Genomic DNA, 14,156 nt, shown 5'->3' with positions numbered 1-14,156 from the left:
CTTAGATCGGCGGCCTGGCGTGGCCCTGCATGGCGGCCCAGACCCGGGCCGGGGTGCACGGCATGTCCATGTGGGTGACCCCGAACGGTGCGAGCGCGTCCACCACCGCGTTCACGATCGCCGGCGGCGAACCGACCGTGGCGGACTCGCCGATGCCCTTCGCGCCTATCGGGTGGTGCGGGGACGGGGTGACGGTGAACCCGGTCTCCCAGTCCGGCACCTCCATGGCGGTGGGAATCAGGTAATCCATGAAGGACCCGCCCAGGTTGTTGCCGTCCGCGTCGAACTCGATGATCTCCATCAGGGCCATCCCGACGCCGTCGGTGAGGCCGCCGTGGACCTGGCCTTCGATGATCATCGGGTTGATCCGGGTCCCGCAGTCGTCCACGGCGATGAAGCGCCGCACCTTGACGTGGCCGGTGCCCGGGTCGACGTCAACCACGCAGATGTAGGCGCCGAACGGGAAGGTCAGGTTCGGCGGGTCGTACGTCACCTCGGCGTCGAGGTTCCCGTCGACGCCCTCGGGGAGCGTCAGGGTGCCGTGGGCGGCCATGGCGATGTCCTCAATGGTCTTCCCGGCCGTCGGGTCGCCCTTGACGAACCAGCGGCCCTTCTCCCACTCGAGGTCTTCCGGGCGGGTTTCCAGCATGGCCGCGGCGATCAGCTTCGCCTTCTCCCGCACCTTGCGGGCCACCAGCGCCACGGCGCCGCCGCTGACCGGCGTCGAGCGGCTGCCGTAGGTGCCCAGGCCGAACGGGGTCTGGTCGGTGTCGCCGTGGACGACGTCGATGTTCTCCGGCGGGATGCCGAGTTCTTCCGCGACGATCTGGGCGAAGGTGGTCTCGTGGCCCTGCCCCTGGCTCTGCACGGACAGCCGGACGACGGCCTTGCCGGTGGGGTGCACCCGTAGCTCGGCGCCGTCGGCCATGCCCAAGCCGACGATGTCGAAGTGCTTCCGCGGCCCGGCGCCGACCACCTCGGTGAAGAAGGACAGCCCGATGCCCATCAGCTCGCCCTTGGCCCGTTTCTCCTGCTGCTCGCGCCGCAGTTCCTCATAGCCGGCCAGTTCCATGGACTTCCGCATGGCCGCCTCGTAGTTGCCCGAGTCGTAGACCCAGCCGGTCTTGTTGGCGTAGGGGAACTGCTCGGGTTTGATGAAGTTCTTCAACCGGAGCTCCGCCGGGTCCATCTCCAGTTTCCGGGCCAGGACATCCACCATCCGCTCCACGAGGTACACGGCCTCGGTCACCCGGAACGAGCAGGCGTAGGCCACCCCGCCGGGTGCCTTGTTCGTGTAGACGCCGGTGACCTTGCAGTGGGCGGCCTGCAGGTCGTAGCTGCCGGTGAAGATGGAGAAGAAGCCGGCCGGGTTCTTGGTGGGCTGGGCGGTGGCGTTGAAGGCGCCGTGGTCGGCCAGCACGTTGGTGCGCAGCGCCAAAATCTTTCCGTCCTTCGTCGCGGCGATCTCGCCCTGCATGATGTAGTCGCGGGCGAAGGAGGTGGACATCAGGTTTTCCGAGCGGTCCTCCATCCATTTCACCGGCCGGCCGGTGACGATGGAGCCGACGACGGCGAGAATGTAGCCGGGGTAGATGCCGACCTTGTTGCCGAAGCCGCCGCCGATGTCGGGGGAGACGATCCTGATCTTGTGCTCCGGGATGCCGGCCACGATCGCGAAGAGGGTCCGGTGCGCGTGCGGCGCCTGGGTCGTCTCGTAGAGGGTCAGTTTGCCGTCCACGGGATCGAAGTCGGCGACGGCGCCGCAGGTCTCCATCGGGGCCGGGTGCACGCGCGGGTAGACCATTTCCTGGCTGACCACGACGTCGGCGCCCGCGAAGACCGCGTCGGTCTCCGCCGCGTCCCCCATCTCCCAGTCGAAGATCCTGTTGTCGGTCCGGCCCTCCATCTCGTCCCGGATCAGCGGCGCGTCGGCGTCGAGGGCCCTGCGCGCATCGACCAGCGGCGGCAGCACATCGTATTCGACGTCGATCAGCTCCAGCGCGTCCCGGGCGGCGTAGCGGTCCTCGGCCACGACGAAGGCCACCTCCTGGCCCTGGAACCGGACCTTGTCGGTGACCAGGACCGCCTGGACGTCGGCGGAGAGCGTGGGCGCCCAGGCGAGTTTGAGGCCCTCCAGGTCCTTGCCGGTGATGACGGCGTGCACCTTGGGGTGGGCCAGGGCGTTGGTGGTGTCGATCGACACCAGCCGGGCGTGGGCCACGGGAGCGCGCAGGACCGCGCCGTGGAGCATGCCCGGCAGGACAATGTCGTCCAGGTAGTGGCCCTTGCCGCGGACGAAGCGCGGGTCTTCCTTGCGCTGGATGCGGCCGTAGCCGATGGGCCGGTCCGCGTCGCCGGCGGCGGGGTTGCTTTCCCGCTCATGGATGACAGTCATGCCTTCACCTCTGAGTCTTCGGTTTCCGTGGCGACGTCCTCCACCACGGTGTCGGTCCCGTCGAGGACCTCATCGGCCCCTTCGCCCGGGCCGGCGCCGGCCGCGGGATGCGCCGCCGCCCACTGCACCGAGCGGACGATCGTCGCGTAGCCGGTGCACCGGCAGATCTGGCCGGAGATGGCCTGCCGGATCTCATGCTCTTTCGGGTGCGGGTTCTTATCCAGCAGGGCACGGGCGGTCAGCATCATGCCCGGGGTGCAGAATCCGCACTGCAGGCCGTGCTCCTCCATGAAGCCCTGCTGCACGGGGTCCAGCGTCGTCCCGGACGCCAGCCCCTCGACGGTGCGGACGTCGTGCCCGGCGGCCATCGCCGCGAGCACCGTGCAGGACTTCACCGGCTGGCCGTCCAGCAGGACCACGCAGGTTCCGCAGTTGCTCGTGTCGCAACCCCAGTGCGTGCCGGTCAGGCCGAGCACCTCGCGGATGTAGTGGACCAGGAGCACCCGGGGTTCGATGTCGCTGGTGACTTCGTTGCCGTTCACGGTCATGCTGATCTGCATGCGCGTCAGCCTTCCTCGGTCTGGGTAGCTGGCTGGTCGGGTTCCCCGGCGGCCCGGGCGCAGGCGCGCCGCAGGACCCGGCGGGTCAGTTCATCGGCGAGGTGCCGCTTGTAGTCGACCGGGCCGCGCTGGTCAGCGACCGGGTCGCAGGCCGCAGCGGCGAGCCGGCCGGCGTCGGCGAACAGCTCCTCGGAAGGACGCTTGCCCCGCAGCAGCCCGGCGGCTTCCTCCACGGTGTGGTCCAGGCCAAGCGCGGTCAGGCCGACGGCGGCGTCGGCGATGCTGCCGTCCTCCGCCAGGGTCACGGACGCTCCGGCGGCCCCGACGGCCCAGTCGCCCACGCGGCGTTCCACCTTCTCGTAGGCGCTGGAAGAGCGTGCCCCGATAGGGAGGCGGACCTCGCAGAGCAGCTCGTCCGGGCCGACGGCGGTCTGGTAGGGGCCGCGGTGGAAGTCGCGCATGGACAGGGTGCGCTCGCCGCCGGGGCCGCGGACCACGGCGACCGCGCCGAGGACGGCGCAGACGGTGGAGAGGTCCTCCGCCGGGTCGGCCTGGCACAGCGAGCCGCCGATCGTGCCGCGGTTCCGCACCACCGGATCCGCGATCACGAGCTCGGCATCGCGGACAATCGGGAACAGCCGGTGGACTTCATCCGATTCCAGCAGCGTGGTGTGCCGGGTCAGGGCGCCGATGCGCAGGTTCTCCCCGTCGCGCAGGATGAAGTCGAGTTCGAAGAGGTCGTTGATATCGATCAGCCACTCGGGGCGGGAGAGCCGGAGCTTCATCATCGGGAGCAGGCTGTGGCCGCCGGCGATGATCCGGGACTCGGGTCCCTGGCGCGCCAGCAACTCGAGCGCGTCCTCCACCGTGGTGGCGCGGACGTAATCAAAAGGAGCCGGAATCTGCATAGTCCCACCTCACTCCGAGGCGCCGGCAACGTCGCAGGGCGCCGAATGAGGCCAGTGTTGCCCCGGCCCGGAGAGGGTGTCAATATCGTCATAAGCGAAAGGTTATGAGCCCGTGCCGATGACGTTGAGCCAGCTGCGGACGTTTGCGCTGGTGGCGCGCCTGGGCTCGCTGCACGCGGCCGCTGCAGCGCTGGGCGTCAGCGAGCCGGCCGTCTCCGCCGCCCTGGCCGCGCTCCGCCAGGACCTCGGCGACCCCTTGTTCACGCGGTCCGCGGGCGGCATCGCACTGACCCCCGGCGGCCGGGCGCTGGCCGACTACGCGCAGGACATAGTCGGCCTCGCCGACCAGGCCCGCTGGGAGGTCGCCAATGCCACGAACGACGCCGGGCGGCTGAGGATCGCGGCCACCGCGCCCTTCGCCGAACACGCCGCCGGGCGGCTGCTGGACTTGTTTACCCGCCGGTTCCCCGGCGCGTCGGTGGATGTGGTGGCCGAGCCCGCCGAGGATCTCGCCGCGCTGCTGCTGGAGCGGGCCTACGACATCGCCCTGGGTGCCAGGCCGCCGTCGCCCGGCGGGACTCCGGCCGCGGTCCCCGGCATCGACTCCGTTCCGTTCCTGCGGTACCAGCGGGTCCTGGTCGCGGCCGCGAATGATCCGTTGGGCCGCCTGCAGGTCCCGGCCGCCGTCGAACGCCTGCCGGGAAGGCCCTGGTTCGCCGGACCGGCGGGCATCCTGGCCAGCTCGGAGGAGGGCCGGTGGCTCGCCGCCCGCGGCGCGGTGCCGGAGGTCATTCGGCTCAGCAGCGAGACCGACGCCCTGGCGGCCGTGCGGGCGGGCGAGGGGCTCATGCTGGCCCTGGGCCACGTTGTCCGGCCGGAAATCGTGGGCGGCTCCCTGGTGCGGGTGCCGGTGGCCGGTACGCCGGTGCCGGGCCTGTGGTGGGCCAGCACCCTGGACCAGCACCGGACCACCACCATGGCCCGGGCGCTGAAGCGCTTCGTCGCCACCGCCGACGCCACGGCGGCGATGGTCGCGCCCGGCGGTTCCCGCGGGCTGGAGCGCCGGGGCTCAAAGTTCCACGTTGCGTTGTGGAGCTGAGCCCGGGGGAGCGGCGAGTTGTCCGGGGTGCCTGTGTCGCGTTGCACGTTGGCCGGAATCGGTGCTACCCCTTGAGGGACAGCGGATCGACCGGTACCTGCCGGAGCAGCACCTGACTAGAGGAGTAGCCCATGACTTTGCCCCGAGATGAAGACAGCGCGCTGCGGCACTGGAGTGCCCGCCTGATCCAGGCACTGCAGATCCTGGACCTGGAAGTCGACCACGAGAGGATCGTCGCGGTCGCGGAGGAGTCCCGGAAGGCCGTCGGGCCGCACGCGGACGCCATCAGCGCGTTCATTGTCGGGTTCGCGGCGGGAACGGCGTCCACCAACGGCCGCAAGAGCACCCAGGAAGCGGTCCACGCCGCATCGGACAAGGTCCTCGAGCTGTGCGAGCACGGCGAGGCCGGCGGCCCGGACGAGAAGGGCTGGACCAAGCGCGCCCAGTAGCACCGGCACCGCACAAAGGAAGGCCGCGCCCCGTCCGGGGCGCGGCCTTCCTGCGTGCCGGGCCCCGTCCGCAGGGCCCTGCCAGGACCGGACATGCCCATTCGCGAGACCTGCGGACGGGCATGTCGCGTTATGTCCACTCTTGGCGGCGACGGACGGGCATGTCCGGTGTGCCCCGCTCGTGGTGCGACCCAGCCGAGGACTGGACATGCCCATTCGCGAGACCTGCGGATGGGCATACCGCGCTATGTCCACTCTTGGCGGCGACGGTCGGGCATGTCCGGTGTGCCCCGCTCGTGGTGCGACCCAGCCGAGGACTGGACATGCCCATTCGCGAGACCTGCGGATGGGCATGTCGCTTTATGTCCACTCTTGGCGGCGACGGACGGGCATGTCCGGCGGGCCGAACGTGCAGGCCCCGCCGGGGCCCCTTCCGCGCCTAGGCCGGGGTGGGGACGCCCGGGGCCGCGTGCAGCCGGGCCGGGCTGTCGGGGGACTGGTCCAGGCTGGGCTCGAGCCGGACGATGACGGCCTTGGACACCGGGGTGTTGCTGCCCTCGGCCGTGTGGTTCAACGGCACCAGGACGTTCGCTTCCGGGTAGTACGCGGCGGCGCAGCCGCGGGCGGTCGGGTAGGAGACCACGCGGAACTTGCGCAGCACGCGGTCGACGCCGTCCTGGTACTGGCCGTGGATGTCCACAAACAACCCGTCCGCGAGCCCGAGTTCCTCGATGTCGTCCGGGTTGATGAAGACCACGTGGCGGCCCTTCTTGATGCCCCGGTAGCGGTCGTTGTGCCCGTAGATGGTGGTGTTGAACTGGTCGTGGGAGCGCATGCTCTGCAGGATCAGGGTGCCCTCGGGCCGCTCGACATGTTCGAGCTCGTTGACCGTCAGCACTGCGTTGCCGGTCGGCGTCGGGAACGTGCGCGAGTCGCGCGGGCCGTTGGCGAGGATGAAGCCGCCCTCCTGGCGGATCCGTTCGTTGTAGTCCTCGCAGCCTCCCACGACCCGGGAGATGTGGTCCCGGATCAGGTCGTAGTTCTTTTCGTAGCCGTCCCAGTCGGCCTTGATCCTGTCGCCCACGAGGGCCTTGCCGAGCCGGCTGAGGATGGCCGGTTCGGAGAGCAGGTGGTGGGACACCGGCTCAACGCTGCCCCAGGAGGGGTGCACGGCGCAGACGGTGTCCTCGACCGAGACGAACTGCTCACCGGATTCCTGGATGTCGATCTCGCTCCGGCCCATGGTGGGCAGGATGAGGGCCTCGGCGCCGGTCACCACGTGCGAGCGGTTGAGCTTGGTGGAGACCTGGATGGTCATGTCCGTCCCGGCCATCGCCGACTCGGCGGCGTTGGTATCCGACATGGCCGCGACGAAGTTGCCGCCCATGGCCATGAAGACCTTAATCGCGCCTTCCTGCATCCGGTTGATGGTCTCGACGGCGTCCACCCCGTGTTCGCGCGGCGGCTCGAAGCCGAACTCCTCGGCGAGGGCGTCCATGAACGACTGCGGCATCTGCTCCCAGATGCCCATGGTCCGGTCGCCCTGGACGTTGGAGTGGCCGCGGATCGGGGAGGCGCCGGCGCCGGGCTTGCCCATGTTGCCGCGCAGCAGCAGCAGGTTGATGATCTCCTTGATCGTCGCGACGCCCTTTTTCTGCTGGGTGATGCCCATGGCCCAGGTGATGATGACCTTGTCGGCCTTCAGGTAGCGGGCGGCGAGCTCGTCGATTTCCTCGCTGCGCAGGCCGGTCGCCTCCAGCACCGCCTGCTCGTCGAGCAGGGCCAGGTGCTCCTTGAGTTCCTCGAGCCCTTCGCAGTGTTCGGCCAGGAAGGCGTGGTCCAGGACGGTGCCGGGGTTCTTCGCCTCGGCGTCGAGCACGCGCTTGGAGACGGCCTGCAGCAGCGCCATGTCCCCGCCGATGCGGATGTGCATGAACTGGTCCGCGATCGGCGTGCCGCGGCCAACGATGCCCTTGACCTTCTGCGGGTTCTTGTACCGGTGCAGGCCCGCCTCGGGCAGCGGGTTGACGGCGACAATCTCGCCGCCGTTCTCCTTGCAGTTCTCCAGTTCGGTGAGCATGCGCGGGTGGTTGGTGCCCGGATTCTGGCCCATGATGATGATCAGGTCCGCGTCGGCGTAGTCGTCGAAGTTGACCGTGGCCTTGCCGATGCCGATCGTCTGCCCCATGGCCCAGCCCGAGGACTCGTGGCACATGTTCGAGCAGTCAGGCAGGTTGTTCGTCCCGTAGCCGCGCACCATCAGCTGGTACAGGAAGGCGGCCTCGTTGGACGTCCGGCCGCTGGTATAGAACGCCGCCTCGTCGGGGGAGTCGAGGCCCTTGAGCTTTTCGGTGATGATCCGGATCGCGTCGTCCCAGCTGACCGGCTTGTAGTGGTCCTCGCCGGCGGGCTTGTAGACCGGCTCGGTGAGCCGCCCCTGCATGCCGAGCCAGTAGTCGGAATGGTTCCGCAGCGAACTGACCGGGTTTTCGGCCCAGAACGACGTCGGAATCACCACCGGGGTCGCCTCCCAGGTGACCGCCTTGGCGCCGTTTTCACAGAATTCGAACGCCTTGCGGTGGTGCGGATCCGGCCAGGCGCAGCTCGGGCAGTCGAAGCCGTCCTTCTGGTTCATCTTCATGACTGTCTTGCGGGTCCGGTTGACGCCCATGTGTTCGATGGCCGGCTTCATCGAGTGATAGACGCCGGGCACGCCGGCGGCCCAATGCTTCGGCCCGTCGCCGACTTCGATGTCCTTTTCGCTGGTTTCCTCCACGCGCGGAGTCTTACGAGTCACGACAACTTCCCTTCTCCGGTTGCCCCCGGAGACCCGGCGGCCGGCACAACTACCTCTAGGCACCCTACCTGCCTGACTATCGCAGGCCTACCAGCTGGCCCGGGGCGCCCCAAGCGATCTCACGGCATATGGCGCCGGCGTCGTCAGGCCTGCCGGTCGGCCACCAGCCGGTCCTGGATCTCGCGGCGCAGGACCTTGCCGATCAGCGAGCGCGGCAGCTTGTCCATGACCACGACCCGCCGGGGCACCTTGTAGGCCGCCAGGCGGGCGCGGGCAAACTCCCGCACGGCCTCCGTCTTGAGGGTGGTGCCCAGGACCGGCACGACGGCGGCCACGACGTCTTCGCCCCCGCCGGCCCGGGGCAGTCCCACCACCGAGACCTCCGCGATGCCCGGGCACTCGGCCAGGACCTCCTCCACTTCGGTCGGCGAGACGTTGAAACCGCCGGTGATGATCAGTTCCTTGATCCGGTCGCGGACCGTGACGAAGTAGTCCTTGTCCACGGAGACGATGTCCCCGGTACGGAACCAGCCGCCCTCGAGCAGGGCGTCCTCGGTTTCCTGCGGACGGTTCCAGTACCCGGCAAACACCTGGGGGCCGCGGATCAGCAGCTCGCCGGCCTCGCCCGGGGCCCGGTCGATCCGCACGTCGCGCGGGTCCACCACCCGGATGTCGGTCAGCGGGAACGGCACGCCCACGGTGCCGGGCTTGCGGCTCGGGCCGAACGGGTTGCCCACCGAGATGGGGGAGGTCTCGGTGAGCCCGTACCCTTCAATCAGCTGCCCGCCGGTGGCCTTCTCCCAGGTCTCCACGGTGGCGGCCGGCAGGTTCATCGCCCCGGAGATGGCGTAGCGGATGCTGTGCAGGCTGACGTTTTGCCGCGCGGCCGCCTCCGCGATCCGGTCGTAGATCGGCGGGACGGCGGGCAGGAACGTCGCCGGGGATTTCCGGTGCGCTTTCAGCACCAGGTCGGCGTCGAACTTGGGGAAGAGCACCAGCTTGGCGCCGATACTCAGCGCGAACGTCATGCACAAGGTCAGCCCGTACGCGTGGAACATGGGAAGCACGGCGTAGACGGTCTCGCGCCCGTCCTTGAGCCCGGGAACCCAGGCCCGGCCCTGCGCGGCGTTGGCCTGGAGGTTCGCGTGCGTGAGCATGGCCCCCTTGGGCGTCCCGGTGGTGCCGCTGGTGTACTGCAGCACCGCCAGGTCTGTCGCTGCCGGCCGGGGGTGCCGTTTCCGCAGCTCCCCGGCGTCTAGCAGCCGGTCCCACGGCAGGACCCTTCGGTCCGCGCTGCCGTGCCGGGCACTGGCCGACGGCGTGCCGGCGGCCAGCGCCGCCCGGGCCTTCCGCGCAGCGGGGAGCGGCAGCCGCAGGGCCAGCCGCTTCCCCAGCGGCATCGCGGGGATCAGTTCCACCGAGACCACGCTCCGCAGCCCGACGTCGGCCGGCAGCTGCAGCACCCGGTCCACCGCCTTGTCCCAGACGACGGCGACGGCGGCACCGTGGTCCTCGAACTGGTGGCGCAGCTCCCGGTCCGTATAAAGGGGGTTGTGTTCCACCACGACGGCGCCGAGCCGCAGCGCCGCGTGGAAGGCGACCACGTGCTGCGGGCAGTTCGGCAGCACCAAGGCCACCCGGTCGCCGGGCTTCACGCCGAGTTTCCGCAACCCCTCGGCGGCCCGGTTGATCAGCCGCCCCAGCTCCCGGTAGCTTGTCCGGGCCCCGAAAAACTCCAGCGCGGTCCGGCTCCCGAAGCGGCGGACCGAGGCGTCCATCAGGTCCACCAAGGACCCCTTGGGCAGCGGCAGGTCGGCCTGGACACCGGGACCGTAGTGCCGCGTCCAGGGACGGTCTGCCCAGGGGTGCCCGGGGTTGCCGGTGCCGCGGGTGGATTTCATGGTCATACGCCGTCCTTGCAGCTGGCCCGGCGCAGCGCACTGTCCTGCTCCGCTCGGAGACCGGTGCGAAGACCGGCCACCAAAATCCTACCGGCGCGGCCCGGAGACCCCTGCGCGGCCCCGGCCGGCGCTCGTGACTTTCGGCCCTAGGTCGGGTGCCCGAATGCGCGGAAGGTGGCCTTGACGGACTCCGAAACGGAGGCACCATGAAACATGAGCGCCCGGCCCTCCGGTTTTTCGGTGCCACCGACACCGTGACCGGTTCCCGGTACCTGCTCGAGGCCGGCGGCCGCCGGGTCCTCGTGGACTGCGGGCTTTTCCAGGGCTACAAGCGCAGCCGTGAACGCAACCGGATGCCCTTCCCGGTCCCGCCCCGCTCGATTGACGCCGTCGTCCTGACGCACGCGCACCTGGACCACACCGGCTACGTCCCGGCCCTGGTCCGGGACGGGTTTACCGGGCCGGTCTACGCCACCGAAGGAACCACGGAGCTGAGCAAGCTGATCCTGCCGGACAGCGGTTACCTCCAGGAAGAGGAAGCCCGCTACGCAACGCACCGCGGATCATCCCGGCACAACCCGGCACTGCCGCTGTACACAGCCGCAGACGCCGTCAGGTCGCTGGACAGTTTCCGGAGCCGGGACTTCGACGACCCGCTGGACCTTGGCGGCGGCATGGAGATGACCTTCGTGCCGGCGGGGCACATTCTTGGGGCCGCCCAGGTCCACGTCCGGTTCGGCTCCCAGTCGGTGCACTTCACCGGCGATCTGGGCCGCACCGACGACCCGCTGATGCTGCCGCCACGGCCGCTGGGCGCCGTCGATGTGCTCGTTACCGAGTCCACCTACGGCAACCGGCAGCACTCAACCCTGGACCCGGAAGAGCAGCTGGGGGAAATCATCCGGCGCGTGGCCAAGCGCGGCGGCGTGGTGATGTTCGCCGCGTTCGCCGTCGGACGCGCCGAGACGATCATGCTGCACCTCTCGCGGCTCCGCCGGAAGAATGCCATTCCGGACATCCCGGTCTTCCTCAATTCACCGATGGCCATCGATGCCTCCGATATGTACCAGCGGCACCCGGAGGAGCACCGGCTCAAGGAGGACGAGTACGCGCACATGTACAGCCTCGCCAAGCTCACCCGCAGCGTCGACGAATCGAAACTGCTGAACCTCCGGGGCGGCCCGATGGTGATCATCTCCGCCAGCGGCATGCTGACCGGCGGCAGAATCCTGCACCACCTCGCCGCCTACGGGCCCGACCCGAAAAACGCCATCATCCTCAGCGGCTACCAGGCCGGCGGGACCCGGGGTGCGGCGCTGGCTGCCGGCGAACGGCAACTGCGGATCTACGGCGAGGACGTGAAAATCCGGGCCGAGGTCATCCAGATGGAAAGCCTGTCCGCCCACGCGGACTGCGACGGCCTGCTGGCCTGGATGCGAGCGGCACCGCAGGAACCCCGGATGACCTACATCACCCACGGCGAGCCGGATGCCGCCGATGCGCTGCGGGTCCGGATCAAACGCGAGCTCGGCTGGCGGGCCAGGGTCCCCGAACACCTGGAACGGATCGACATCGGGGACCCGCGGTGAGCCCCGCCGGCGTGACCAAGACGGCCGTGCTGGGCGAAATCCACTTGCTCGCACGGCAACTCCGCAGCGATCGGGACCTCGACGGGGCGGTCCGCCGTGCCGGCGACTGCCGCTTCACCGCGATCGGCGAAGCCTCCCACGGAACCCACGAGTTCTACACCTGGCGCGCCACCCTCAGCCGCCGCCTGATCGAGGAGCAGGGGTACACCTGGATCGGTGTCGAGGGGGACTGGCCCGACTGCTGGCGGATCAACCAGTGGGTCCGCGGGCAAAGCGGGCAGGACCAGGGGGTCCACGCGCTCCTGGCCGGCTTCCAGCGCTGGCCCACCTGGCTGTGGGCGAACGAGGAAGTCGCCGGGTTCCTCGACTGGCTGCGGACCTGGAACGCCCGCCGGCCGCTGGATGAGCGGGTGGGATTCTACGGGCTCGACGTGTATTCGCTCTGGGACTCGCTGCGCGAGATCATCGCCTGGCTCCAGGCCAACCAGCCCGACGCCCTCCCGTCCGCCCTGCGGGCCTGGCAGTGCTTCCAGCCGCACCACGAGGACCCGCACCAATACGCGTGGAGCACGCGGCTGGTGCCGAACTCCTGCGAAGCCGACGTCGTGGCCTTGCTCAGCGAGGTGCGCCGCCGGGTCTTCAGCCCCGGCGACCACGACGAGGAGGCCTTCGACGCCGTCCAAAACGCCGAGGTGGCCGCCAACGCCGAGCACTACTACCGGATCATGGTCCGCGGGGACCGCCAGTCCTGGAACGTCCGCGACCACCACATGGCGGACACCGTCGACCGGCTGAGCCGGCACCTGGGCGCCGGATCCAGGGGGATCATCTGGGAGCACAACACGCACATCGGCGACGCCCGCGGCACCGACATGGCACGGGACGGCCTGGTCAACGTCGGCCAGCTGCTGCGCGAGCGGCATGCGCCGGACGGGGTGCTGCTGGTGGGGTTCGCGGCCCACCGCGGTACGGTCCTGGCCGCAGGTGCCTGGGGAACCCCGGAGCGCATCCTGCCCGTTCCCGCGGCCCGGCCCGGCAGCCATGAGGATTTCCTCCATGAAGCACTCGGGGTGCCTGCCGTGCTGGACTTCGGCGAGGACCGGACCGGCCCCTGGCTGTCCACCTGGCTCGGGCACCGCGCCATCGGGGTCGTCTACCACCCGGAGCGGGAGCAGGGGAACTACGTCCCGACCCGGATGGGGGAACGGTATGACGCCTTGATCTGGCTCGAGGACACCGCGGCCCTGCGCCCGCTGCACCACGAGGGACCGCCGCTGGAGCCGGAGTTCGAGACCGAGCCCACCGGTTTTTGACCTGCCGCGCCGCCGGCCCGCCTCGGGGCTTAAGGCCCTAACCGGCTCCCCGGGCCCGCGGCACACTGAAGTGTCGGCAGGGCCCCAGGCGCTGCCGGCATGTCATGCAGACAGCAGCGCCCGTTCCACGGTCTTCGTTGCGGTCCGGCAGCGGTCACAGACGGGTGCGCTGCCACGGCCGCGGCCGGGCCAGCGCAACGGGCCGCGGTGAACAGTTCACGGACAGCGCGCTACGGAAAAGAGCAGGGTTGAGCATGGGTAAACCAATCGTCGTCGGCATCAACGGTTCGGCGGGCAGCGAAGCCGCCCTGGCCTGGGCCCTGCAGCGCGCCGGCGCGGGCAAGTCGTCCGTCTTGTGCGTCCACGCCGTGGACGACCGCTGGATGTCACCGGATTTCCAGTACCACGAACTCATCCGCGAATCCGGGATGGAACTGCTGGAGAAGGCCCGGACCAGCGCCCGGGGCCAGGCCCCCGACGTCGACGTCGACGTCCAGCTCCGGCACGGCAGCCCGGGCGCCGGCCTGCGCGAGGCCTCCAAGGAGGCCTCCATGGTGGTCGTGGGCGGCCACGACAAACACTGGCTCGACGGCGGGCCGATGACCGACCGGGCGCTGCAGATCGTCAGCGCCGCGGACTGCCCGGTGGCCGTCGTCCCCGCGGAGGGGACCGGCGGCAAGCACGGCGTCGTCGTCGGCGTGGACGGGTCCGAGGAATCGCTGCAGGCGGTTGCCTACGCTGCCGCCGAGGCCGACCGGGGCGGCGACGAGCTGACCGTGGTGCTGGCCTTCCGCAGCCCGGCCCGCTGGGTGGAGCAGCAGCTGCCCGAGAGCGGGCTGGCGGAGACGATCGTCGAGGAGAACAGGATCATCCTCTCCGAGTCGGTCGCCGGGCTCGGCGAGAAGTACCCGGACCTGGTCGTGCACCAGCGACTGGAGACGGACACGGACCCGGCGAAGGCGCTCGTCGACATCGCCCGGGACGCCCGCCTGCTGGTCATCGGCAGCCGGGGGCGCGGAGGATTCTCCCGGCTGGTGCTCGGCTCCACGGCCCACGCCGTGCTGCTCCACGTTCCCTGCCCCACCGTGGTGACCCGGGTGCACAAGGCCAAGCACGGGGACTGACCCCGTCAGCGGCCCGGACAG

The 14,156-nt window shown here is 70.0% G+C and carries 10 protein-coding genes; 5 read left to right on the top strand and 5 right to left on the bottom strand.

Features of this window, described 5'->3' with window-relative positions; genetic code table 11:
* Position 1: 1 nt before the first annotated feature.
* From ACTWLI_RS14540 to ACTWLI_RS14530, 3 genes are read right to left on the bottom strand one after another with little or no spacing between them, the layout of a single operon-like run.
* A complete protein-coding gene (locus tag ACTWLI_RS14540; RefSeq protein WP_445154479.1) occupies positions 2-2,395 on the bottom strand; it encodes an aerobic carbon-monoxide dehydrogenase large subunit in 2,394 nt (797 codons plus the stop codon).
* Positions 2,392-2,955, bottom strand: coding sequence for a (2Fe-2S)-binding protein (locus ACTWLI_RS14535; RefSeq protein WP_445154478.1), 564 nt, complete (start codon positions 2,953-2,955; stop codon positions 2,392-2,394). The genes ACTWLI_RS14540 and ACTWLI_RS14535 overlap by 4 nt, the downstream gene beginning before the upstream one ends.
* 5 nt (positions 2,956-2,960) lie before the next feature.
* Positions 2,961-3,863: an FAD binding domain-containing protein gene (locus ACTWLI_RS14530; protein ID WP_445154477.1), complete on the bottom strand. Its 903-nt coding sequence runs from the start codon at positions 3,861-3,863 to the stop codon at positions 2,961-2,963.
* 118 nt (positions 3,864-3,981) lie between these two features.
* Between ACTWLI_RS14530 and ACTWLI_RS14525 the strand changes: the two genes are divergently transcribed.
* Positions 3,982-4,962, top strand: coding sequence for a LysR family transcriptional regulator (locus tag ACTWLI_RS14525; RefSeq protein WP_445156202.1), 981 nt, complete (start codon positions 3,982-3,984; stop codon positions 4,960-4,962).
* A gap of 131 nt (positions 4,963-5,093) precedes the next feature.
* Positions 5,094-5,411 carry a DUF6457 domain-containing protein gene (locus ACTWLI_RS14520; RefSeq protein WP_445154476.1) on the top strand — a complete coding sequence of 106 codons (318 nt, stop codon included), beginning with the start codon at positions 5,094-5,096 and terminating at the stop codon, positions 5,409-5,411.
* A gap of 439 nt (positions 5,412-5,850) precedes the next feature.
* On the opposite strand, the gene ACTWLI_RS14515 is transcribed toward ACTWLI_RS14520, so the two are convergent.
* Together ACTWLI_RS14515 and ACTWLI_RS14510 are read right to left on the bottom strand one after the other, a co-directional pair.
* On the bottom strand, positions 5,851-8,208 hold the full coding sequence (locus tag ACTWLI_RS14515) for an FdhF/YdeP family oxidoreductase (protein ID WP_445154475.1): 2,358 nt from the start codon (positions 8,206-8,208) through the stop codon (positions 5,851-5,853).
* Positions 8,209-8,351: 143 nt separating this feature from the next.
* The gene (locus tag ACTWLI_RS14510) at positions 8,352-10,115 is read right to left on the bottom strand and encodes a long-chain-fatty-acid--CoA ligase (RefSeq protein ID WP_445154474.1); all 1,764 of its coding nucleotides are present in this window, start codon (positions 10,113-10,115) and stop codon (positions 8,352-8,354) included.
* 200 nt (positions 10,116-10,315) lie between these two features.
* On the opposite strand from ACTWLI_RS14510, the gene ACTWLI_RS14505 reads away from it, so the two are divergent.
* The 3 genes from ACTWLI_RS14505 (at position 10,316) to ACTWLI_RS14495 (ending at position 14,135) form a co-directional block, all read left to right on the top strand.
* The gene (locus ACTWLI_RS14505) at positions 10,316-11,698 is read left to right on the top strand and encodes an MBL fold metallo-hydrolase (protein ID WP_445154473.1); all 1,383 of its coding nucleotides are present in this window, start codon (positions 10,316-10,318) and stop codon (positions 11,696-11,698) included.
* A complete protein-coding gene (locus ACTWLI_RS14500; protein ID WP_445154472.1) occupies positions 11,695-13,011 on the top strand; it encodes an erythromycin esterase family protein in 1,317 nt (438 codons plus the stop codon). The genes ACTWLI_RS14505 and ACTWLI_RS14500 overlap by 4 nt, the downstream gene beginning before the upstream one ends.
* Before the next feature lie 254 nt (positions 13,012-13,265).
* Positions 13,266-14,135 carry a universal stress protein gene (locus tag ACTWLI_RS14495; RefSeq protein WP_445154471.1) on the top strand — a complete coding sequence of 290 codons (870 nt, stop codon included), beginning with the start codon at positions 13,266-13,268 and terminating at the stop codon, positions 14,133-14,135.
* Positions 14,136-14,156: the final 21 nt, after the last annotated feature.

This window comes from Arthrobacter sp. Hor0625 (assembly GCF_052567525.1).
The sequence above is the reverse complement of the archived record's forward strand: the minus strand, read 5'-3'. Positions and strand labels throughout refer to the sequence as shown.

Coding starts and splice junctions, on each gene's coding strand:
- ACTWLI_RS14540 (WP_445154479.1), bottom strand. CDS start 2,395: ATGACTGTCATCCATGAGCGGGAAAGCAACCCCGCCGCCGGCGACGCG.
- ACTWLI_RS14535 (WP_445154478.1), bottom strand. CDS start 2,955: ATGCAGATCAGCATGACCGTGAACGGCAACGAAGTCACCAGCGACATC.
- ACTWLI_RS14530 (WP_445154477.1), bottom strand. CDS start 3,863: ATGCAGATTCCGGCTCCTTTTGATTACGTCCGCGCCACCACGGTGGAG.
- ACTWLI_RS14525 (WP_445156202.1), top strand. CDS start 3,982: ATGACGTTGAGCCAGCTGCGGACGTTTGCGCTGGTGGCGCGCCTGGGC.
- ACTWLI_RS14520 (WP_445154476.1), top strand. CDS start 5,094: ATGACTTTGCCCCGAGATGAAGACAGCGCGCTGCGGCACTGGAGTGCC.
- ACTWLI_RS14510 (WP_445154474.1), bottom strand. CDS start 10,115: ATGACCATGAAATCCACCCGCGGCACCGGCAACCCCGGGCACCCCTGG.
- ACTWLI_RS14505 (WP_445154473.1), top strand. CDS start 10,316: ATGAAACATGAGCGCCCGGCCCTCCGGTTTTTCGGTGCCACCGACACC.
- ACTWLI_RS14495 (WP_445154471.1), top strand. CDS start 13,266: ATGGGTAAACCAATCGTCGTCGGCATCAACGGTTCGGCGGGCAGCGAA.